Raw genomic sequence first — 18572 nt, 5'->3', positions numbered from 1 at the left:
TTGACATTTATATCTCATTCGGTATAATAGTTACTATAATTTATAGAAGAGGTTAACTATTTTGAAAAAAGCACACATTTACGCTATCCCAGCTATCGGGGCTGCACTGATTGCAGTATTGGCACAAATTAGTATGCCGATTGGTCCAGTTCCTTTCACTCTGCAAAACTTTGCTATTGGACTCATCGCTACTGTTTTTAGACCAAGGGAAGCTGTTCTCTCTGTCGGACTCTATCTCTTACTTGGAGCTATTGGTCTTCCGGTATTTGCTAACGGTGGAGCTGGATTTCATGTTTTAGTTGGACCAAGCGCTGGTTATCTTTGGTTCGACCTTGTCTATGCAGGGCTTGCTTCCTATCTCATTCACACCAATAGTGGTGTCCTACGTATTTTCTTTGCAAATCTCTTGGGAGATTCACTTGTTTTTGTCGGTGGTATTCTCAGTCTCCACTTCTTAGCTGGAATGCCTTTTGATAAAGCATTGGCTGTCGGTGTTATTCCCTTTATCATACCTGATCTTGCTAAAATTGTAGCCATTAGCTTCATCAGCCGACCACTACTCCAACGTCTCCGTACACAAGCTTATTTTTCAAGCAAATAAAAGAGGCCGGGAATTTCCCTAGCCTCTTTTTAATGAATCTTAGATGAAAGTTTATTGATTCTTAAAAGCATCCACCATGATTTGAAATTCTTCATTTGAGAGGGTAATTCCTTTCCCCATCTTGGTGTGGTCAGGACTCCAGCTACGAATGTCAAACTTCGCCGGTGCACCATTAAAGCTGACACGATTGATTTCTTTGGTCCATCCTTTTTCATTTTCAGATAGAGTAAGCAAGTGTTCTTCAATTTCAAATGTAAATTCTGCCATGTTTTTCTCCTTTTTGTTCTCAATTGATTATTCGAAAAATCTTGTAGATTTCATAAAATTTTTATATAATGATTAAAAGAAGGGAGGCCGGAATGAAAGATTTATTAAAACAGGCTTTGCAAAAAGTCCATGATTTTGTCAATGGACATGAAGATTCCATTCCTGAAAAAAGCGATCCCCTAATTGCTAGACTTGAAGAAGCCTTAGCTAAAAAAACAGCTGTACACATCATTTTTGCTGAGTCAAGTTTTACAGGCGATATTATCAAGTATGATACTGACCGCCAACAAATTATCGTTAAAAATTTCGCCAAAAATGTTAGCCGTATTATTCGAGTGTCGGATATTCGAAGAGTAACTTTCGTTCCTTCTACTATCCAAACGGCCCAAAAAAGAAGATTTAAGAAAGAGTGAGATGCTTCTATCATCTCACTCTTTTTATCTTAGCGAATTTGTTCAAAATGAAGATGAACAGCGATGTGGTCGCCATAACCACTTCTCTCCAAATCACGTTGCAAACGATAAGAGATATAGTGTTCTGCAATTGTAATGTAGCCAGCACCAAGCAAGCGGTGCTCAACCATTGATTGAATCATACTGATAGTCGCACGTTCTACTTTTGCTTCTTCTAAATCCAAAACAACCTTTTTAGTAACTTGAGCTAGGTTTTGGCGCAAATCGTCAGTCAAAACATAGACTGTCTGAGCCGCCTTAAGGATAGCTTGGTAGATTTTATCTGGATCAAAATCAGCGACTTGTCCATCACGTTTAATTACTTGCATAGTTTTCTCCTTTAATTGTTATTTTCTTTAATTTCTGCTAACATTTTCTCTTCTTCTGCTGTCAATTCATACTCTTCCAGCAAATCAGGTCTACGTTGGTAGGTTTTCTTAAGGCTCTCATAGAGTCGCCATTGACGTATGTTTTCATGGTGTCCACTCATAAGCACATCAGGAACTAACATACCACGAAAATCGTAAGGCCGCGTGTATTGAGGATATTCCAAGAGACCTGATGAAAAGCTATCATCCTGGTGACTTGCTTCCTTCCCGATAACTTCTGGAATCAAGCGCACCGTCGCATCAATCATGGTCATCGCTGCTAGTTCTCCACCAGTCAAGACATAATCTCCAAGAGATATCTCATCGGTTACCAAGGTCTTAATACGCTCATCATAGCCTTCGTAGTGACCACAGATAAAGATAAGCTCTTCTTCTTGCGCCAAATCTTCAGCATAAGATTGGTCAAACTGCTTCCCAGCAGGGTCTAAGAGAATCACCCGCGGGTTCTTTTTTTCAATCGCATCAAAGGCGTCAAAAATCGGTTGCGCTCGAAGGAGCATCCCTTGACCACCTCCGTAAGGTTCATCATCCACATGACGGGCCTTTTCAGCGTAGTCACGAAAATTATGATAGTGGATATCTAAGAGTCCTTTTTCACGAGCCTTGCCAACGATGGAATGTTCTAAGGGTGTGAACATTTCTGGAAAAAGAGTTAAAATATCAATCTTCATCGTCTAACCCTTCTAAGAGTTCAACATCCACACGGTTATTAGGAATATCTATATTAAGAACTACAGGCGAGATATAAGGTAAGAGTAGGTCTCGTTTGCCTTTTCGTTTGACTACCCAGACATCATTGGCGCCTGGCTGAAGGATTTCCTTGATAGTTCCAATCAAGTTATCTCCCTCATAGACTTCTAAACCGATAATTTCGTGGTAGTAAAACTCACCCTCATCGAGGTCATTGAGATTCTCCTCAGCAACCTTCAGACTGTAACCCTTGTATTTTTCGATATCATTGATATGGTACATATCTTTAAACTTGATGATATCGAAGTTTTTTTGTTTACGGTGGCTTGCAATGACCACTGTTCGCACAAACTGATCTTTTTCATCAAATAAGGCAAGCTCTGCCCCTTTTTTAAAGCGTTCTTCAGCAAAATCTGTCACTGACAAGACTCGCATTTCACCCTGCAAACCTTGCGTATTGACGATTTTCCCAACGTTAAAGTAGTTCATCTTGTCTCCTGTGTATCTTACTCCCTTTATTTTATCATGTTACAGGGATTTTCACAAGTTGGAGAAAAATCAGCTATAATCCCAAAAGTGCTAGTAGTTTCCTCTTTAATGTTAATTTATATTTGAAAGAAGAAATATTTATATTCCCGTTATACATATTACTATAAAATGTATACTCCCCGATTTGACCCTGACTTGTCTTCCATTTCATCCTTAAACTAGGTATATTCTCAGGTAAATTTGTATGAATCAATAGACATGTATAATTCTTTAAATTTTTAACTGTATGCAGTTTATCGTTAACAACTAATCGATTACTTTTTGAATCATAGGCTAAAGAATAAAATTCTACAATTTCAATATCAACTTCCTTTGGAAAAAAAATCAAATGGTGATAATGTTTATCATTTTCATCATGTTTAAACTCATAAATATGATGAAATCTTGTATGTAAGGAATCAAATTCGATTGGTTTAATTGCCTGAATTTCAATATTATTGATATATGCTTTATTCTGGAAACTAATTTTTAAAATTACACCGATAAACGTCAAAATCTGTACAATTCGCAATAACCAATCAATATACATTGCCCAATCTATTTTTAGAAAATAATCAGTGTCCATTATTTCTCAAATCTCCTTTCAAATATCCTTCCAAATCTCGTTCATGGTGATACTTGATGGCAGCTTTCTTATCTTTTTCAAAAATGGTCTTGGTTAGATCAATATCGTTGATAGCTGCGATTGCAACCGTATAATGTATAATATCAGCAAGTTCTTTAGCAAGTTCCTCATTTGAGTCTTGAACACCCTCTTTTCGTCCAGAACGTCCATTCAAAACCTCGGCTACTTCACCAACTTCTTCAACTAGTTTTATAAAGAGCCCTTCTTCTGTTCTAGATTGCTGGTAATGTTCTAGTAAATAGGCTTGTAGTTGTCTAACTGTCAAATCCTTCATATCCTACTCCTAGCAAAAAAGCGAGACATTGTCCCGCTTTTCTTATTTTTCGTCAATAACGATTCTTACTTTTTTGTCTTCAGTTGGGACAGAGTAGACAATCGTTCTTATCGCAGAAATAGTGCGACCCTTACGACCGATTACACGACCCACATCGCTTTGGTCAAGATCCAAATGATATTCCAAAAATTCTGGTGTATCTTCAATCTTGATAGTTAGGGCATCTGGTTGTGAAATCAAAGGTTTCACAATTGCAATAATAAGATTTTCAATCGTATCCATCTGTCAACCTACTTTAAACTTATTTTGAGAATTTAGAATCGTGGAATTTCTTCAATACGCCTTCTTTTGAAAGGATGTTGCGAACTGTATCTGAAGGTTGAGCTCCATCAGCCAACCATGCAAGAATACGGTCTTCTTTCAAAGTCACTTGGTTTTCTGCAACAAGTGGGTTGTAAGTTCCAACTGTTTCGATGAAACGTCCGTCACGTGGTGAACGTGAATCTGCTACGTTAATACGGTAGAAAGGTTTTTTCTTAGAACCCATACGAGTCAAACGGATTTTTACTGCCATTTTTAATATCTCTTTTCTTTTATTTTTTAGTTCGGTGAAATAGCTAAGCTATTTAGCACATGTTCTATTATATCAGATTTCTGAGAGGTGTCAAGAAAAAAACTTGACAGAGTTTAAATATTTTTAAATTTTTTTGAAATTTGTTAGACTGGTAAGGAAAAAAAGAAAGAATAATTTTATGAACACTATTTTGAGTACCATCTATAAAGACTATCCAGTCAAACCCTACATATCTCCAAATCGTGATATGGAAGCTTGGCTCCTAAATCCTAAACCTGTACCAAAACGCAATATGGAACTCCTTGAGAATAATTTATTAGCAGGTGATATCATCCTTCTCTGGAGAATCAACTTTGGAACTTTCACCACTGAAACTTGGTTTCCAAAATATTTTGAGTATACTTATGGGATTGACGCACCAATAGAAAAACTCGTTGAAAAAGGCTATGCTATTATCGAAACAGCCTTTTACTCGCTTGATCATCTAAATGCTACCATGAAAAAGAATATCCTTAAAAAGAAGGGTGTCACCGGAGTCTCTAAGATGAAGGCATCTGACTTGAATCAAGCACTTCATGATCATTTTTCAGAAGAAGAATTGACCAACTGCTTCTCTATCCGTGGCTATAAACTAACTCCCAAAGGAAAACAGGCACTCAAGGATCATCAAGCAATCATTGAACGCCATCCGAAAAAGAATCTTTAATCAACCAAGACTGGTTGATTTTTTTATAAACCATTTAAAACACTTATAAATCATTACATTTATTGACAACGACTTACAAAAGAGGTATATTAGTATTAAAAGGAGGAATTCCTATGTACCAAGAACAACGATTAGAAGAAATCATAAAACTTTTAGAGGATAGAGGAAGTCTGTCAGCAAAAGAAATGGTTGAACATTTCCATGTTTCCAAAGATACCATCCGTAGAGATTTTGCAATTCTCGCAAAGGAGAAACGAGCAAAAAGAACTCATGGAGGTTTATTGCCAATTCAAAAGCAAAGGATTCTTGGTTTCCAAGGTCGAGCAGAACAATCTTCTAAAGAAAAAGCGAAAATTGCTCATTTAGCTACCCAACTCATTTCTGATTCACAATTAATTTTCTATGATGTTTCAACAACTGTACTTGAGTTAGCAAAAATAACAGATAAAAAAGTTACTATTTTCAGCCATTCATTGGATAATGCACTGGTCTTAGGAGAAAATGAAAATGTTGATTTTCACATTATCGGTGGACGATTTCATAAAAAGAATCGTTTCTATTACTCATTAGAAGAATCCGAATCTTTGAATAGAATTAAATTTGACATAGCATTTTTTGGTGCAGCTAGTCTTTCAGACGGACAAGTTAGCTTTGAGGATCAAGAAGATGTTCTCATGAAAAAAAGAGCATTTAAAACTAGTAAAATTCGCGTCTTGTTAGCTGAAACTAGCAAAATAAACAAACACTCTCATTATATTCTTTCCGAACTTACTGATTTTGATTATTGGATTACAGACAAAGAACCCGACTTAGACATTCAACAATCTTTAGATGGCAAAACAACTATTCTATTTTAATAAAAAGGAGAAAAATATGTCAGTAATAAAGTTAATCATGAGTGATATTGACGGTACTATTTTGGATAAAAATCACCAATTAGATTCTCATTTGATAGAACTGATGCCACTTTTAAAACAATGTGATATTCCTTTTGTTTTAGCTTCTGCTAGATCTCCTCTCGGTATAGCGCCAATTTCTAAAGAGCTTGGCATCACCGAATGTCCCATTGCCTGCTATAATGGAGCACTCATCAGTTCAGGAGATAAAATCCTAAGTCAGCATACTATTAATAAAAAGGAATTACTCTTACTACATGATTTTTTAAAAAAAGAATTCCCGACAGTTTCTATCAATGTTTACTCCGGAAAAGATTGGCTTGTGAATACAATTGATGAGTGGGTAGAAATCGAAGCAACTATTACTGGAGAAAGTCCAAAAGTTACATCTTTAGCAGATTTTATAAAAGACGAGAAAACTCTTGTTCATAAACTTTTGCTGATAGATAATACGGATACCATACAGAAACTTCAAAAAAACTTATCCTCAATAGATTTCCCTCAAACCAACTTCTATCTCTCTAAAGATAACTATCTAGAAGTTACACATAATCAAGTATCCAAAAAACAAGCTTTATTAGAATTAGCCAAGTATTATCAACTTTCACTTTCTGAAATTATGACTATTGGAGATAATTATAATGATATTCCAATGATTGAGACTTCTGGACTTGGTGTTGCAATGGGAAACGCACCTACAGATGTCAAAAATTGCGCAAATACAGTAACAGATTCTAATGATCAAAATGGTGTAAGTAAGGCCATAAAATTGTATGTACTATCGGAATCATCACAATTGAATATTTGAAATCCACTTCTTTTTAGGGTACAATGGAAAAAATGATTTTTGAGAGGATTAACATGAAAAAATTAGCTACACTACTACTCATTTCAACTTTTGCTCTTGGTGGATGTACAAGCATCCAACGTGCACTTCGTGGTGATGATTACGTAGATTCTAAGATTGCTACTGAAGAAAGTTCTAAAGCCGCTACTCAAGCAGAAAAAGATTTGAAAGACGCCTTAACAAATGAAAATGCTAACTTCCCCCAACTTTCTAAGGAAGTAGCTGAAGACGAAGCTGAAGCTATCATTCACACAAGTCTGGGTGATATTCGTATCAAACTTTTTCCAAAGCTAGCCCCTCTTGCAGTTGAAAACTTCCTTACTCATGCTAAAGAAGGTTACTACAATGGTGTGACTTTCCACCGCGTAATCGATGGATTTATGGTACAAACTGGGGATCCTAAGGGAGATGGAACAGGTGGTGAATCTATCTGGCATGATAAGGATAAAACCAAGGACAAGGGAACAGGTTTCAAAAACGAAATTTCTCCATATCTCTATAATATTCGTGGTTCTCTATCTATGGCCAATACTGGTCAACCAAACTCAAATGGTAGCCAGTTCTTCATCAACCAAAGTACAACAGACTATTCTGCTAAACTTCCTACAAATAGCTATCCTAAGAAAATTATCCAAGCTTACAAAGAAGGTGGAAATCCTACTCTCGATGGGAAACACCCAGTCTTTGGTCAAGTGATTGATGGGATGGATGTAGTAGATAAAATTGCCAAGGCTGAAAAAGACGAAAAAGATAAACCAACTACTGCTATTACCATCGACAGTATCGAAATTGTTAAAGACTACGATTTCAGTAAACAATAAACTCATTAACTTTAAGGAGATGTTAAAATGCTTTTACTTTGGGGTTCAAAAGGCTATCAAAAAGTGCTCGGACATACTCGAACTACTATTGAGTGTGGGCACTGTAACAATGTAGGCACTTGGGAAATTACAGAAACCGGACGTAAGTTTACTCTTTACTGGATTCCACTCTTTCCTTACGGTAAAACATATTTTGTTTCTTGCCCTATTTGTCATTACGGTAAAGAAATTCAAAAGTCTGAGATCGAACAATATCTCAACTATTAAAAAGATAGGTCATTCGGCCTATCTTTTTTATTTTCACTTTTATGTAAGCGTTCTCTTTTGCTTCAAATATGATATAATTTAGTTAATAGTAACGAGGAGGTTTTCCTATGAAACCATATAAAATAAGCTTAATACGACTTTGCTTGGTCTTATTAGGATATTTAATCTATAATCTAGTTTATTTTGCCCTCTTCTATTCAGCAGGTTATGCTTTTTTCATTCTATGGCCTATATTCTTTTTAGCAATAGGTTTGATTCTTTTAGGTAATTTTTTTGCCTTTAGAGATCCTCTGAAATTAAAATCAAGCTTTAAAGATAATCAGTTAGTCCAAAAGACTAGTACCATACAAGTAATTTTAGCGACTATAGGAGTCTGCTTACAACTATCAAATATGCTGTATCTACATTGGGGGCCAATCAATTATATTAATAATTTTCCAACATTGTTTAGCGTTAGTCTCCTATACTCTATTATCTTCCTTATTGGAAACTTTCAAAAAGTGAAGCTTAATCTAGACAAAAAACTTTCTAGCATTTCAAGTTTTGTATTTGGTACTATAGTCGTTTTGTTGTGTAATTCATTGTTAATCATGAATAGCAACGTTTCAGTATGGGGTTCGACGGATCAATATGTACAAGACTTTAAAGACTTTGGCCTAAAAGGAAAAGTCGAAGTATATGAGAAAAAACATTTAATTGAACCCTATAACGGAACACTTACTACTTTATTCTATAATGAGACTTTATCGAATGGAAAAAGTTTTATCGATTTTATTAATGTTTCTGATGTGCAAAATGGAACACACGTGACAACATTGGATGAAAAGGACAAGGAAGAAATTCGTTCCTATCTTGAAAACGATACGGAAAAAGAGTTATTTGATAAAGTTACACTTGAACAATTTGAATTCGTCTTAAAAGTCTATGAAGAAAGAATATATAATCTAAAATTAGAAGATGATATAGCGACTAAAATAAATGAGGCAGTTGGTGGCAAATTACTAGAGAATTATAATGTCGAGATTAAACCAGCTGACAAAATAAAATTTTATAGTGATCTTATTAAAGAGGCTGTAAAAAACAGAGAAAATGGAGATACAGATGTTGCAGGATTTTACAATATCGATATTAACAAACATATCAACGATAAAACTTTAATAGTTTCTATCGAGCACTTCAATTTTATTGAAATCGAGGATAAACAAAATCATAAAATTGATAATCGTGTAGACTACTTAAAAGATAAATTAACATCACTTCCAGTTGGAACTCTATCAGATGGTATCTATAAATTCACTGTTAGCACATTATCTGACGGCAACGTCAAAATCACTATGGTGGTTGAAAATGGTAAGAGTTACTTTGAAAAAGATACTGATTAGCAACTAAATTAGTCAAATAGACTCGGCTTTATCATTTTACGCTTCCGTGTAAACGCTCTATTTTCTTATTCAATTATGAAATAATGCAGTTAACAGTAACAAAGGAGGTTCCCCTATGAAACCCTATAAAATAAACCTATTCCGGCTTGGTTTACTCTTGCCAACATATTTAGTCTTTAATGTTGTTTATTCGATTACTTATGATTCTGGAGGTTTTGCTTTTATAATCTTGTGGCCGGCATTTTTCGCATCATATGCTGGAATAGCGCTAGGAAATATTTTTATTTTTAGAGATATTTCAAAATTAAAAGCCTCCTTTGAAGATAATGAGTTGATTCAAAAGACATGTACTATACAGTTGGTTCTAGCTACAATTGGATTTTTCATGCAAATAATAGGTTTTCCACTTAATTACATTGATAATTATCCAGTATTAATTTGTGCCAGTATTGTGTACTCTATCATCCTCCTTGTCGGAATTTATCAGACGATCAAGTTAGGGCAAGAGAAAGATATTTTGGCTATACTTGGCTTTGTCTTTGCATTTATGGTAATTTTATACACTTGCCTAGGACTAATCACAGCCACTTCCTCCTCAATTAAAAATACTACTCCTTCTTTCGCTAAAGAATTTCAATCACTGGGACTTAAGGGAAAGGTTGAGTTAGTTGATAAACACCGAGAGATTGAAGCATTTTACGGAACAGCCTACAAGCTAACATATACAGAAAAATTATCAGATGGAACTATTTTAAAAGAAACTACTACTGCAAAAATTCAAGGAACGAGTGGAGAACATTTATCAAATTTCTTTCTTCTTTCAGGAACAGATCTTGAAACACTTCTTAACGACAAAGAAAAGGCACTATTTCACACTGTCAAACAAGATGAATTCAGTTTCTTACTAGATGTATACAAAGAAAGGCCTAATTTCCAACAAGAAGAAGACAGTATCAAAAATGCTACTGCTGAAAAAATAGATAAACTCTTTGCGACACCAATAACTTCTAGTTTTAAATTTGGAAAATATCCAATAGAAAACTACTATGTGGCAATTATGGCGCAGGCTGTCAGCAATCGAGAAAAAGGAGATTCTGACGCAGCTGGCTTTTATAATATTACAACAAAAGATCTCATGAAAAACAAGGGACTTACTCTCGATTTTGATTGTGACCTTACGAAAATCAAGGCAGAAAATGGAAGTCCTTTATATGCCTTTAAGGAGAGAATCTTATCTTTACCAAAAAATTCATTTTCCGATGGAATCTATAACATGAGTTGTTCTTATGATGAAAATGGAATAAAAAAGAAAGTTACTTGCCCATTTGTTGTTGAAGATGGTGTGGGACACTTTGAAGAGGATGAAATCGTGGGAAATCAAACCAATTAGTTATTTTTGATACAAAAACTAGGAGATAGCAGTATGACTTCTACTAGTTGCAATCCCCGTAAAAAAGCCAAGTCACATAGACTTGGCTTTTTATGACTATTTATGTTAGCTCATTGAAATCCCAGATTTGATCCATCCAGCCTTCATAAAAATCAGGTTCATGACAAACCATGAGGATAGAACCCTTGTATTCTTTCAAAGCACGTTTGAGTTCGTCCTTGGCATCCACATCCAAGTGGTTGGTAGGTTCATCAAGAACAAGGACATTATTCTCTCGGTTCATTAAGAGACAGAAACGAACCTTGGCTTGCTCTCCACCTGACAAGACTTGAATCTGACTTTCAATGTGTTTAGTCGTCAAACCACAGCGGGCAAGAGCTGCACGGACTTCTGCTTGATTGAGCGCCGGAAAGGCATTCCAAACTGCTTCCAGTGGTGTCTGGCGATTGCCACCTTCCACTTCTTGCTCAAAGTAGCCAAGTTCTAGATAGTCCCCACGTTCAACCTCCCCAGCAATTGGAGGAATAATCCCCAAGAGACTCTTCAATAGGGTTGTTTTCCCGATACCGTTAGCACCAATGATGGCAACCTTTTGATTGCGCTCAAAGGTAAGATTTAAGGGTTTGGTAAGGGGACGGTCGTAGCCAATCTGCAAGTCCTTAGCTTGGAAGATAAAGCGTCCAGGTGTACGAGCCGTTTTGAATTCAAAGGATGGCTTTGGTTTCTCACTTTGGAGCTCGATGATATCCATCTTGTCCAATTTTTTCTGACGAGACATAGCCATGTTACGCGTTGCAACACGCGCCTTGTTTCGAGCCACAAAATCCTTGAGATCCGCAATTTCTTTCTGTTGACGCTCATAGGCTGCTTCCAGTTGCGATTTCTTCATGGCATAGACTTCTTGGAACTGGTAGTAATCGCCTGAATAGCGTGTCAACTGTTGATTTTCAACGTGATAGACAATATTAATCACATCGTTGAGGAAAGGAATATCGTGCGAAATGAGTACAAAAGCATTTTCATAGTTCTGAAGATAGCGTTTGAGCCAGTCGATATGTTCGGCATCGAGATAGTTAGTAGGCTCGTCAAGCAGCAAGATATCTGGCTTTTCAAGAAGCAATTTGGCTAAAAGCACCTTGGTTCTTTGCCCACCAGACAAGGCTGTCACATCCGTATCCATTCCAAAGTCCATGACACCAAGGGCACGCGCTACTTCATCGATTTTGGCATCCAAGGTATAGAAATCACGACTTTCCAAACGGTCTTGAAGTTCTCCAACTTCTTCCATCAATGCATCAATATCAGCGCCCTCTTCTGCCATTTCCATGTAGAGTTCATTGATACGTGCTTCTGCTTTGAATAATTCGTCAAAAGCTGTACGAAGAACGTCACGAACAGTTTGGCCTTCTTTGAGCACCGCATGCTGATCTAGGTAGCCAGCTGTCACATATTTAGACCATTCCACCTTACCTTCATCAGGTAACATTTTACCAGTCACGATACTCATGAAAGTTGATTTTCCTTCACCATTGGCACCTACCAGACCGATATGTTCACCTTTTAAAAGACGGAAGGATACATCTTCAAAAATCGCACGGTCTCCAAAACCGTGACTTAAATTTTTTACTTCTAAGATACTCATTTTAATTCCTTATCTTGTTTTTATGTAGTAGTTTATAGAGGAGCCAGGCCAGGTAGCCACCCAAGGTATTGGTCCACAAATCATCAATCTCAAAGACCCGATTAAAATCAAAGAAAAAGTCTAAAACTAGCTGTGTACATTCGATTCCTAGACTCAATAGAAAACTGAGAAGAATCACTTTCTTCGTTTTTCTTAGACTAGGCATGAGATAGAGAAGTTGGAAAATCAGTGGGAATAGTAAAAGGATATTTAAGGCATTTTGCAAAAAAATCCAGAACAGTTGTAAAAAGCTTGTTACTTCTCCCGATTTCCACAAAGAGTTAAAAGGCGTCAAAAGAAAAACCAGGCGTCCAATAGTTTGAATACCTGGAGTTTCCACTCCTGTAGGAAGTTGAGGCTGAGGAGTAAAGCAAAAACAGACGATACAAAGACTGTATAGAAAAACTCCCAAGCCTAGTAATTTTTTTCGGTTCATATTATGGATTTACTTCAGCTACTGCTTTTTGACGATCACGCTTCATGGTATTTGAACGCAATTGTCCACAAGCTGCATCGATATCAGTACCATGTTCCTGACGAACGACGCAGTTGATTCCTTTTTTCTTGAGAGTATCATAGAAGGCCATGACGCGCTCTTTAGGACTACGGCTGTATTGGTCATGTTCACTAACTGGGTTGTAAGGAATCAAGTTGACATATGACAATTTCTTGATATTTTTCAGCAATTCTGCCAACTCAAGCGCTTGTTCGACTCCATCATTAACTTCATTGAGCATGATGTACTCAAAAGTCACACGGCGGTTGGTTGTTTCGATGTAATACTCAATCGCTGCAAAGAGTTTTTCAATTGGAAAGGCACGGTTAATCTTCATAATACTTGAACGGAGTTCATTGTTTGGTGCATGAAGAGAAACAGCAAGGTTAACCTGTACACCTTCATTAGCAAATTCACGAATCTTGTGGGCCAAGCCAGAAGTTGAAACAGTGATATGGCGAGCTCCGATTGCCATTCCCTTATCGTCGTTGATGGTACGGATAAAGTTCAAGACGTTATTGTAGTTATCAAAAGGTTCTCCAATACCCATAACAACGATATGACTAACACGTTCATCTTGTCCACGTTCGTCAAAATATTTTTGAACTAACATAATCTGCGCAACGATTTCCCCGTTATTGAGGTCACGTTGCTTCTTGATCAAACCTGATGCACAGAAGGTACAACCGATATTGCATCCTACTTGAGTTGTTACACAGACTGACAAACCATAGTGCTGACGCATCAGAACTGTCTCAATCAGCATCCCATCTGGCAATTCAAAGAGATATTTAACTGTCCCGTCAGCTGACTCTTGAACGATGCGTTGTTTCAAGGGATTGACTACAAATTGGTCATTGAGTTTGGCAATCAAATCCTTAGACAAGTTGGTCATTTCTTCAAATGTCTGAACACGTTTACGGTAAAGCCACTCCCAGATTTGGTCGGCACGGAATTTCTTTTCGCCCTGTTCCAAGACCCATTCTTGCATGCCTTGGCGTGTTAAACTATAAATCGACGGTTTCATGTTTTCTCCTTATTCTCTAATCTTTCTGACGGATGACGAAATGACGTTGCCCTTTTTCTTCGTTCTGAGTTTTCTGTTCCTTACGACGTCGTCTATTTCTCTTGTCCGTGTTATTTCTTTTTTTATTTTGAGATGTTTTCTTCCCTTTTCGGGTATCCTTTTCTTCCTCTTTTTTGCGCATTTTTTGGTCAAATGGTGCTCGTTTAGGAGTTTCATTTTCTAGGACAAAATAGGCACAACCATAACTGCAATACTCAAGTAGGTAATCTTGTAAACGGCTGATTTTCTCGAGAGACTCTTCAGCTCGCTCATTCTTGTAGAAACCACGTAAGCGTAGCTGCTCATTGCTCCAGTCTCCTACAATATAATCATACTTGTTTAAAACTTCTGAAAAGCGTTGAGTAAATGCTGTTGCATCAAAAGCGTCCTTGCTATTTTCAACCAAGGTAAAGGTAAACCCTTCAGCTTCGACTTTATCTCCAGATAGATGAAATTCAGGACCAGGGAATTTATTGTAATTATATAATTCGGGTGCAATCTCTTTACGCATAATATTCCTTTTTAACGTTTACTTAATACTCTATTTTACCATATTTTTGCCATATTTTCACTTTTAGTTTTAAAATGAAAAAAGTCTGACGATTTAAGTATTGATTGTTGAAGATCCTTTCATTATAAAAAAGAAAAAAACTGGGTCTTCCCAGTTTTTTTATAATTACATGTAAAGTAATTTGAAGAGTGCTACTGCTGCAATACCAGCTGCAATCGGTGCAACTACTGGTACCCAAGCATACCACCATTTTGAATCACCCTTGTGTTCACCAAGGATTGATTTTGGAAGTACTGCGTGAAGAAGACGTGGTCCAAAGTCACGAGCTGGGTTCAAACCTGGTCCTGTAGGTCCACCTAGTGAAGTAACCAAGGCCATTACGAGGAAACCAAGAGCCAAGTGTCCAACAGCAAGTCCTGGTGACAAGAATGGAGCTACTTGATTTTTTGCTTGTTCAAGAGCTGCAGTAACTTGTTCTTGAGGAATTGTTTGACCTTGGGCAGTCGCTTGTGCAACTTGATCGTTAATCAATCCTTGAGCTTTAGAAAGCAACTCAGCACCAAAGAAGTTCTTTGTCATACCGAGTGCTGCAAAGAAAAGTACGAATGAACCAACGAACTCGTTGATAAAACCGTTAACTGAAGCTGCAAAGCGTGATTCTTTTGTTCCGTGGTCAATACTTGAAATTGTTGAGAAAGTTCCCAAGATGTTGTTTGGGTTTTCTGTCTTCAAGTAGTATGGACGGTGAGCTGCAACAACCAAGGCTTGTCCGAAGATTGCTCCCAAAACTTGTGCGATGATGTATTGCGCTACTTGTGACCAAGGGAAAAGTCCGCTAACTGCTAAACCAAGTGTGAAAGCTGGGTTGATGTGGTTACCAGAAACATTACCAAACATCAAGGCAGGGATCATAACCCCCATACCGTAACCAACAGCGATAACGAGCCAGCCACTTTGGTGACCTTTCGTACCTTTAAGTTCAACGTTGGCAACTGCACCATTACCCAAGATAATCAAGATGGCTGTTCCCAAAAATTCAGTGGCATATTTGACTGCCCATGTGAAATCCATTGATAGATTCTCCTTAATATTTTTTAGACAATCCCTATTCTATCAATTTTTAAACCTTTTAGCAACAGATTTTTTAAAAGAATCCAAGGGGAAAACGCTTTTATTTCAAGTCTACAAAAAAGACCTAACAAACATCCTTTGTTAAGTCCAAATTTTAATTATTCTTGACGCTGACCAAAGTCCTTAATCATTTGTTCCATTTCTTCACGACTTGGTGTCGTTAGCATATAGAGATAGTCTCCTTGCAATTCAGCAAAGGCTGCTGGCATAATTTTCTTGACCTTGAACTGGTTCCCATATTTAGCCAGCAAATCTTCTTCTGAATAAACATAGTTGGCATTAGCACGGCGTGATGTCGCCAAACAGTATAGGGGCTCGAATTGAGAAGCTGGGAATGGTTCACCTGCAACGATCGCTGCATATCCCTTATACAAGTCAAAAGAATGGGCATAGTTATAGACATCAATGGTAAAGCCACCCGCTGGACGATTATTGTACTCAATGGCAATATAATCATCACCCTCACGGAAGAACTCAATATGGAAGAAACGTTCCTTCATGCCAAATTCTTTGACAATTGCCTCACCATATTTACGCAATTTTGGATCCATCTCCTTGAGAACATAATAAGAATTGTCCATCTTGTAGATCATGAGATCTAGGGGGGGGTGTGCGTAGTCAAAGGTCGTAGAAAAGACGATATTTCCATCTCTATCTACCAAACCATCGAAGGTACAGATTTCACTTGAGGTTACAAATTTTTCAAAGAAATAGACGGTTGAGTGGTCCCATTCATCCTTAAAGTGATTGACATCATCTACTGTTTCAAGTTTGAAGGTTGCGGCAGCTCCCACTCCATTGTCAGGTTTGGCAATCATTGGAAGTCCGATTGCTTTCACAGCTTTATCAACATCTGCTTCTGTTTCAATAACAGCACCAGGCACAACTGGAACTCCTGCTTTCTTGAAGAGTTTCTTCATTTCGGACTTGAACTTAGTCTTCTTAAGGTCTTCTGGTTTGGCACCAAAGACATTAAATTGTTCACGAAGGGCAGCGTCCAACTCTAGCCAGTATTCATTGTGTGATTCAATGCGATCAATTGGACCATGTTTATAGAAAAGAAAGGCTACTGCACGTTTAACCTCATCGATATTTTCAAGATTATCAACTCGGAAATACTCAGTCAAGCTATTGCGCAATGGTTCATCTAGTTGTTCATAGGGTTCTTGCCCAATCCCTAGAACTGTGATTCCTTTATTGGCTAGTTCAATACTAAATTGTTGGAAATTTTGTGGGTAATAGGGTGAAATTACAAGATAATTCATAAGCGACTCCTTTTATAGACTCATGTGACCAAGGAAATAAGGCATTTGTTTGCGCCACCATTCCCAGTCATGGGCGACATCATGTCCCCATTCTGCAAACCAGGCAGGAATTTGTTTTTGATCAAAGGCTTCTTTGAGTTTGTAGTAAGAAGGTAGGCCATCATGTTCCCAGGCTCCTAGTCCAGTACAGATCACGATTTCAGCTTGACGGTAACGATCGATGAACCAGCCATCATTTTGATTCCAGATATAGTCTACTGGTGAATTTTGATAGATGGCATCATCATTGTAGTAATCACCCACAAAGAAACGTGCATCATAAACACCACTAAGAGCAATCACTTTCGTGAAGACATCCGGATGTTGTAGGAAAAAGTTGAGAGCATGGTAAGCTCCCATGGAGCATCCTGTCGCCATCATACCATCGAACCAACCTGTTTTATGCTTGATAAAAGGAATGGCTTCTTCAATGACATATCGTTCATAGGCACGGTGCATTTCAGCTTGGTCATGCCCGTTTTTCCAAGTAGCAAGCCAGCTCTCACTATCAACACTTGAAAGTGTAAAGAACTGAACACGGCCTTCCTCGATAAAGGATGCACAAGCATCAATCATGCCAAAATCATAGTATTCATTGTGGCTACCACCTGAAGAAGGAAAAACTACAATAGGGATACCCGCATGTCCATATCGGTTTACGTACATTTCACGATTTAGATGTCCACTCCAGTGGCTAAGATGTTCAATATTCATATCCTGTCTCCTTTTTACTATTTACCAATTTTCTGCAAAAAAACGTAGGCAAGCTGGTAGATTTTCTGACCAGGGCACTTCATGGTGAATGGCTCCAGCCTGAACCTTGAGAGAGAGATTTTCTAACCGTACCCCTCCTGCTATCAAATCATGATAATAACGAAGAGAAGAATCAATATAGGCCTGCTTGATATTGCCAGCCATTAGGGTCTTATCTGTGTCATCTGCTTCTTCCGTTCCAACATAGATAAAGATTCGTTGGTCAGGCAAAAGCTTTTTACGTTCAATATAGCGATCAAAGGCTTCTTGGTGCAGCCAGTTAGCTGATGAGAAAACTCCCAAGCAACCAATCTGATCTTGATACTCCAATCCGATAAACTGGGTAATATTCCCACCCAGAGAAGATCCTATCATAGCAGTATGTTTTCTGTCTGATTTTGTCCGATAGTTTTCATCGATAAAAGGCTTAACCACTTCCATTACAAACTCTGCATACTCGACTCCCTTACCACCAAATTGTTGACCAGGGATGTTAGACTCTTGGAATTTCCATGCCGCATACTCATTCATCCGTCCTAGACCATCATTATCTATGGCCACTACAATCATACGGCTGATATCTGGATTCCGTTTAATGGTAGGAATGATCTTCCATGAATGACCGACATAAGATTCTTTACTGTAAAAGACATTTTGACCATCATGGAAATAGACAACCGGATAAGTTCGATCCGTGTCTTTCTCGTAATTTTTCGGGAGGAGAACACGTACACGGCGCTCCTTGCCTGTGTATGGAACCTTGAGTTTATGCTCTCGCATTTTCAGGTAAAAGTAGGATTGATTCATTGTCAGAAAACTCTCTATATTCAAAATTTTACCTAATTATATCATAAAAATAGAAAAAAAGTCAGTTTCCGTCCAAATTTAGGACAATAAACT

Annotated in this window: 25 protein-coding genes; 9 read left to right on the top strand and 16 right to left on the bottom strand. The window is 37.5% G+C overall.

The features are described from left to right. Positions 1 to 61: 61 nt before the first annotated feature. On the top strand, positions 62 to 601 hold the full coding sequence (locus ACTO1Y_RS01195) for a biotin transporter BioY (RefSeq protein ID WP_004253081.1): 540 nt from the start codon (positions 62 to 64) through the stop codon (positions 599 to 601). Positions 602 to 652: 51 nt separating this feature from the next. Here ACTO1Y_RS01195 and ACTO1Y_RS01190 read toward each other — a convergent pair whose 3' ends face one another. After that, entirely contained in the window at positions 653 to 868 is a 216-nt protein-coding gene (locus ACTO1Y_RS01190) for a YdbC family protein (RefSeq protein WP_004253080.1), read from the bottom strand. A gap of 92 nt (positions 869 to 960) precedes the next feature. On the opposite strand from ACTO1Y_RS01190, the gene ACTO1Y_RS01185 reads away from it, so the two are divergent. Next, positions 961 to 1281, top strand: coding sequence for a hypothetical protein (locus ACTO1Y_RS01185; protein WP_223332811.1), 321 nt, complete (start codon positions 961 to 963; stop codon positions 1279 to 1281). A 29-nt stretch (positions 1282 to 1310) separates the two neighbouring features. On the opposite strand, the gene ACTO1Y_RS01180 is transcribed toward ACTO1Y_RS01185, so the two are convergent. The 7 genes from ACTO1Y_RS01180 to rpsP all read right to left on the bottom strand — a co-directional run bounded on the left by ACTO1Y_RS01180 (position 1311) and on the right by rpsP (position 4421). Next, positions 1311 to 1649 carry an ATP cone domain-containing protein gene (locus ACTO1Y_RS01180; protein WP_004253071.1) on the bottom strand — a complete coding sequence of 113 codons (339 nt, stop codon included), beginning with the start codon at positions 1647 to 1649 and terminating at the stop codon, positions 1311 to 1313. 11 nt (positions 1650 to 1660) lie between these two features. Further along, positions 1661 to 2380: a tRNA (guanosine(37)-N1)-methyltransferase TrmD gene (trmD, locus tag ACTO1Y_RS01175; protein WP_441348044.1), complete on the bottom strand. Its 720-nt coding sequence runs from the start codon at positions 2378 to 2380 to the stop codon at positions 1661 to 1663. Continuing rightward, entirely contained in the window at positions 2370 to 2888 is a 519-nt protein-coding gene (gene rimM, locus ACTO1Y_RS01170; protein ID WP_441348043.1) for a ribosome maturation factor RimM, read from the bottom strand. Before rimM ends, trmD begins: the two co-directional genes overlap by 11 nt. Before the next feature lie 73 nt (positions 2889 to 2961). Beyond that, complete coding sequence (locus ACTO1Y_RS01165; protein WP_441348042.1) at positions 2962 to 3513, bottom strand: hypothetical protein; 552 nt, start codon at positions 3511 to 3513, stop codon at positions 2962 to 2964. Continuing rightward, positions 3503 to 3847: a MazG nucleotide pyrophosphohydrolase domain-containing protein gene (locus ACTO1Y_RS01160; protein WP_153224793.1), complete on the bottom strand. Its 345-nt coding sequence runs from the start codon at positions 3845 to 3847 to the stop codon at positions 3503 to 3505. The genes ACTO1Y_RS01165 and ACTO1Y_RS01160 overlap by 11 nt, the downstream gene beginning before the upstream one ends. Positions 3848 to 3889: 42 nt before the next feature. Continuing rightward, positions 3890 to 4129, bottom strand: coding sequence for an RNA-binding protein KphA (gene kphA / locus ACTO1Y_RS01155; RefSeq protein WP_000379617.1), 240 nt, complete (start codon positions 4127 to 4129; stop codon positions 3890 to 3892). A 19-nt stretch (positions 4130 to 4148) separates the two neighbouring features. Beyond that, positions 4149 to 4421 (bottom strand): 30S ribosomal protein S16, encoded by a 273-nt coding sequence (rpsP, locus tag ACTO1Y_RS01150; RefSeq protein ID WP_049520696.1) that lies wholly within the window; start codon positions 4419 to 4421, stop codon positions 4149 to 4151. 178 nt (positions 4422 to 4599) lie between these two features. Here rpsP and ACTO1Y_RS01145 point away from each other — a divergent pair, with 178 nt between their 5' ends. From ACTO1Y_RS01145 to ACTO1Y_RS01115, 7 genes are all read left to right on the top strand, one after another. Then, positions 4600 to 5127 carry a hypothetical protein gene (locus ACTO1Y_RS01145; protein WP_441348041.1) on the top strand — a complete coding sequence of 176 codons (528 nt, stop codon included), beginning with the start codon at positions 4600 to 4602 and terminating at the stop codon, positions 5125 to 5127. Positions 5128 to 5240: 113 nt separating this feature from the next. Then, complete coding sequence (locus ACTO1Y_RS01140) at positions 5241 to 5984, top strand: DeoR/GlpR family DNA-binding transcription regulator (RefSeq protein ID WP_441348040.1); 744 nt, start codon at positions 5241 to 5243, stop codon at positions 5982 to 5984. A 16-nt stretch (positions 5985 to 6000) separates the two neighbouring features. Then, positions 6001 to 6831 carry an HAD family hydrolase gene (locus tag ACTO1Y_RS01135; RefSeq protein WP_441348056.1) on the top strand — a complete coding sequence of 277 codons (831 nt, stop codon included), beginning with the start codon at positions 6001 to 6003 and terminating at the stop codon, positions 6829 to 6831. Between the two features lie 53 nt (positions 6832 to 6884). Next, positions 6885 to 7691, top strand: a complete 807-nt coding sequence (locus ACTO1Y_RS01130) for a peptidylprolyl isomerase (RefSeq protein WP_441348039.1) — start codon at positions 6885 to 6887, stop codon at positions 7689 to 7691. 27 nt (positions 7692 to 7718) lie between these two features. After that, on the top strand, positions 7719 to 7958 hold the full coding sequence (locus tag ACTO1Y_RS01125; RefSeq protein WP_441348038.1) for a zinc-ribbon domain-containing protein: 240 nt from the start codon (positions 7719 to 7721) through the stop codon (positions 7956 to 7958). Positions 7959 to 8065: 107 nt separating this feature from the next. Next, a complete protein-coding gene (locus tag ACTO1Y_RS01120; protein ID WP_441348037.1) occupies positions 8066 to 9340 on the top strand; it encodes a hypothetical protein in 1275 nt (424 codons plus the stop codon). A gap of 115 nt (positions 9341 to 9455) precedes the next feature. Next, the gene (locus ACTO1Y_RS01115; RefSeq protein WP_441348036.1) at positions 9456 to 10730 is read left to right on the top strand and encodes a hypothetical protein; all 1275 of its coding nucleotides are present in this window, start codon (positions 9456 to 9458) and stop codon (positions 10728 to 10730) included. 100 nt (positions 10731 to 10830) lie between these two features. On the opposite strand, the gene abc-f is transcribed toward ACTO1Y_RS01115, so the two are convergent. The 8 genes from abc-f to ACTO1Y_RS01075 all read right to left on the bottom strand — a co-directional run bounded on the left by abc-f (position 10831) and on the right by ACTO1Y_RS01075 (position 18479). After that, entirely contained in the window at positions 10831 to 12372 is a 1542-nt protein-coding gene (gene abc-f / locus ACTO1Y_RS01110) for a ribosomal protection-like ABC-F family protein (protein WP_049527818.1), read from the bottom strand. A gap of 1 nt (position 12373) precedes the next feature. Continuing rightward, positions 12374 to 12847 carry a VanZ family protein gene (locus ACTO1Y_RS01105; protein ID WP_441348035.1) on the bottom strand — a complete coding sequence of 158 codons (474 nt, stop codon included), beginning with the start codon at positions 12845 to 12847 and terminating at the stop codon, positions 12374 to 12376. A 1-nt stretch (position 12848) separates the two neighbouring features. Then, a complete protein-coding gene (rlmN, locus tag ACTO1Y_RS01100) occupies positions 12849 to 13934 on the bottom strand; it encodes a 23S rRNA (adenine(2503)-C(2))-methyltransferase RlmN (protein ID WP_000804756.1) in 1086 nt (361 codons plus the stop codon). A gap of 16 nt (positions 13935 to 13950) precedes the next feature. After that, positions 13951 to 14484, bottom strand: a complete 534-nt coding sequence (locus tag ACTO1Y_RS01095; protein WP_441348034.1) for a YutD family protein — start codon at positions 14482 to 14484, stop codon at positions 13951 to 13953. Between the two features lie 165 nt (positions 14485 to 14649). Then, the gene (gene gla / locus ACTO1Y_RS01090) at positions 14650 to 15555 is read right to left on the bottom strand and encodes an aquaglyceroporin Gla (protein ID WP_441348033.1); all 906 of its coding nucleotides are present in this window, start codon (positions 15553 to 15555) and stop codon (positions 14650 to 14652) included. Between the two features lie 158 nt (positions 15556 to 15713). After that, on the bottom strand, positions 15714 to 16880 hold the full coding sequence (locus tag ACTO1Y_RS01085) for an ATP-grasp domain-containing protein (RefSeq protein WP_441348032.1): 1167 nt from the start codon (positions 16878 to 16880) through the stop codon (positions 15714 to 15716). Between the two features lie 12 nt (positions 16881 to 16892). Beyond that, entirely contained in the window at positions 16893 to 17633 is a 741-nt protein-coding gene (locus ACTO1Y_RS01080) for an esterase family protein (RefSeq protein WP_006150028.1), read from the bottom strand. 21 nt (positions 17634 to 17654) lie between these two features. Further along, on the bottom strand, positions 17655 to 18479 hold the full coding sequence (locus ACTO1Y_RS01075; RefSeq protein WP_441348031.1) for an alpha/beta hydrolase: 825 nt from the start codon (positions 18477 to 18479) through the stop codon (positions 17655 to 17657). Between the last annotated feature and the right edge of the window lie 93 nt (positions 18480 to 18572).

This window comes from Streptococcus sp. V728 (assembly GCF_052077995.1).
In the GTDB taxonomy this organism is placed as follows: domain Bacteria; phylum Bacillota; class Bacilli; order Lactobacillales; family Streptococcaceae; genus Streptococcus; species Streptococcus infantis_B.
The sequence above is the reverse complement of the archived record's forward strand: the minus strand, read 5'-3'. Positions and strand labels throughout refer to the sequence as shown.

Bases quoted from the DNA above. Each gene is read 5' to 3' on its own strand.
- ACTO1Y_RS01190 (WP_004253080.1), bottom strand. From the start codon at position 868: ATGGCAGAATTTACATTTGAAATTGAAGAACACTTGCTTACTCTATCT.
- ACTO1Y_RS01185 (WP_223332811.1), top strand. From the start codon at position 961: ATGAAAGATTTATTAAAACAGGCTTTGCAAAAAGTCCATGATTTTGTC.
- ACTO1Y_RS01180 (WP_004253071.1), bottom strand. From the start codon at position 1,649: ATGCAAGTAATTAAACGTGATGGACAAGTCGCTGATTTTGATCCAGAT.
- trmD (WP_441348044.1), bottom strand. From the start codon at position 2,380: ATGAAGATTGATATTTTAACTCTTTTTCCAGAAATGTTCACACCCTTA.
- rimM (WP_441348043.1), bottom strand. From the start codon at position 2,888: ATGAACTACTTTAACGTTGGGAAAATCGTCAATACGCAAGGTTTGCAG.
- ACTO1Y_RS01165 (WP_441348042.1), bottom strand. From the start codon at position 3,513: ATGGACACTGATTATTTTCTAAAAATAGATTGGGCAATGTATATTGAT.
- ACTO1Y_RS01160 (WP_153224793.1), bottom strand. From the start codon at position 3,847: ATGAAGGATTTGACAGTTAGACAACTACAAGCCTATTTACTAGAACAT.
- kphA (WP_000379617.1), bottom strand. From the start codon at position 4,129: ATGGATACGATTGAAAATCTTATTATTGCAATTGTGAAACCTTTGATT.
- rpsP (WP_049520696.1), bottom strand. From the start codon at position 4,421: ATGGCAGTAAAAATCCGTTTGACTCGTATGGGTTCTAAGAAAAAACCT.
- ACTO1Y_RS01145 (WP_441348041.1), top strand. From the start codon at position 4,600: ATGAACACTATTTTGAGTACCATCTATAAAGACTATCCAGTCAAACCC.
- ACTO1Y_RS01140 (WP_441348040.1), top strand. From the start codon at position 5,241: ATGTACCAAGAACAACGATTAGAAGAAATCATAAAACTTTTAGAGGAT.
- ACTO1Y_RS01135 (WP_441348056.1), top strand. From the start codon at position 6,001: ATGTCAGTAATAAAGTTAATCATGAGTGATATTGACGGTACTATTTTG.
- ACTO1Y_RS01130 (WP_441348039.1), top strand. From the start codon at position 6,885: ATGAAAAAATTAGCTACACTACTACTCATTTCAACTTTTGCTCTTGGT.
- ACTO1Y_RS01125 (WP_441348038.1), top strand. From the start codon at position 7,719: ATGCTTTTACTTTGGGGTTCAAAAGGCTATCAAAAAGTGCTCGGACAT.
- ACTO1Y_RS01120 (WP_441348037.1), top strand. From the start codon at position 8,066: ATGAAACCATATAAAATAAGCTTAATACGACTTTGCTTGGTCTTATTA.
- ACTO1Y_RS01115 (WP_441348036.1), top strand. From the start codon at position 9,456: ATGAAACCCTATAAAATAAACCTATTCCGGCTTGGTTTACTCTTGCCA.
- abc-f (WP_049527818.1), bottom strand. From the start codon at position 12,372: ATGAGTATCTTAGAAGTAAAAAATTTAAGTCACGGTTTTGGAGACCGT.
- ACTO1Y_RS01105 (WP_441348035.1), bottom strand. From the start codon at position 12,847: ATGAACCGAAAAAAATTACTAGGCTTGGGAGTTTTTCTATACAGTCTT.
- rlmN (WP_000804756.1), bottom strand. From the start codon at position 13,934: ATGAAACCGTCGATTTATAGTTTAACACGCCAAGGCATGCAAGAATGG.
- ACTO1Y_RS01095 (WP_441348034.1), bottom strand. From the start codon at position 14,484: ATGCGTAAAGAGATTGCACCCGAATTATATAATTACAATAAATTCCCT.
- gla (WP_441348033.1), bottom strand. From the start codon at position 15,555: ATGGATTTCACATGGGCAGTCAAATATGCCACTGAATTTTTGGGAACA.
- ACTO1Y_RS01085 (WP_441348032.1), bottom strand. From the start codon at position 16,880: ATGAATTATCTTGTAATTTCACCCTATTACCCACAAAATTTCCAACAA.
- ACTO1Y_RS01080 (WP_006150028.1), bottom strand. From the start codon at position 17,633: ATGAATATTGAACATCTTAGCCACTGGAGTGGACATCTAAATCGTGAA.
- ACTO1Y_RS01075 (WP_441348031.1), bottom strand. From the start codon at position 18,479: ATGAATCAATCCTACTTTTACCTGAAAATGCGAGAGCATAAACTCAAG.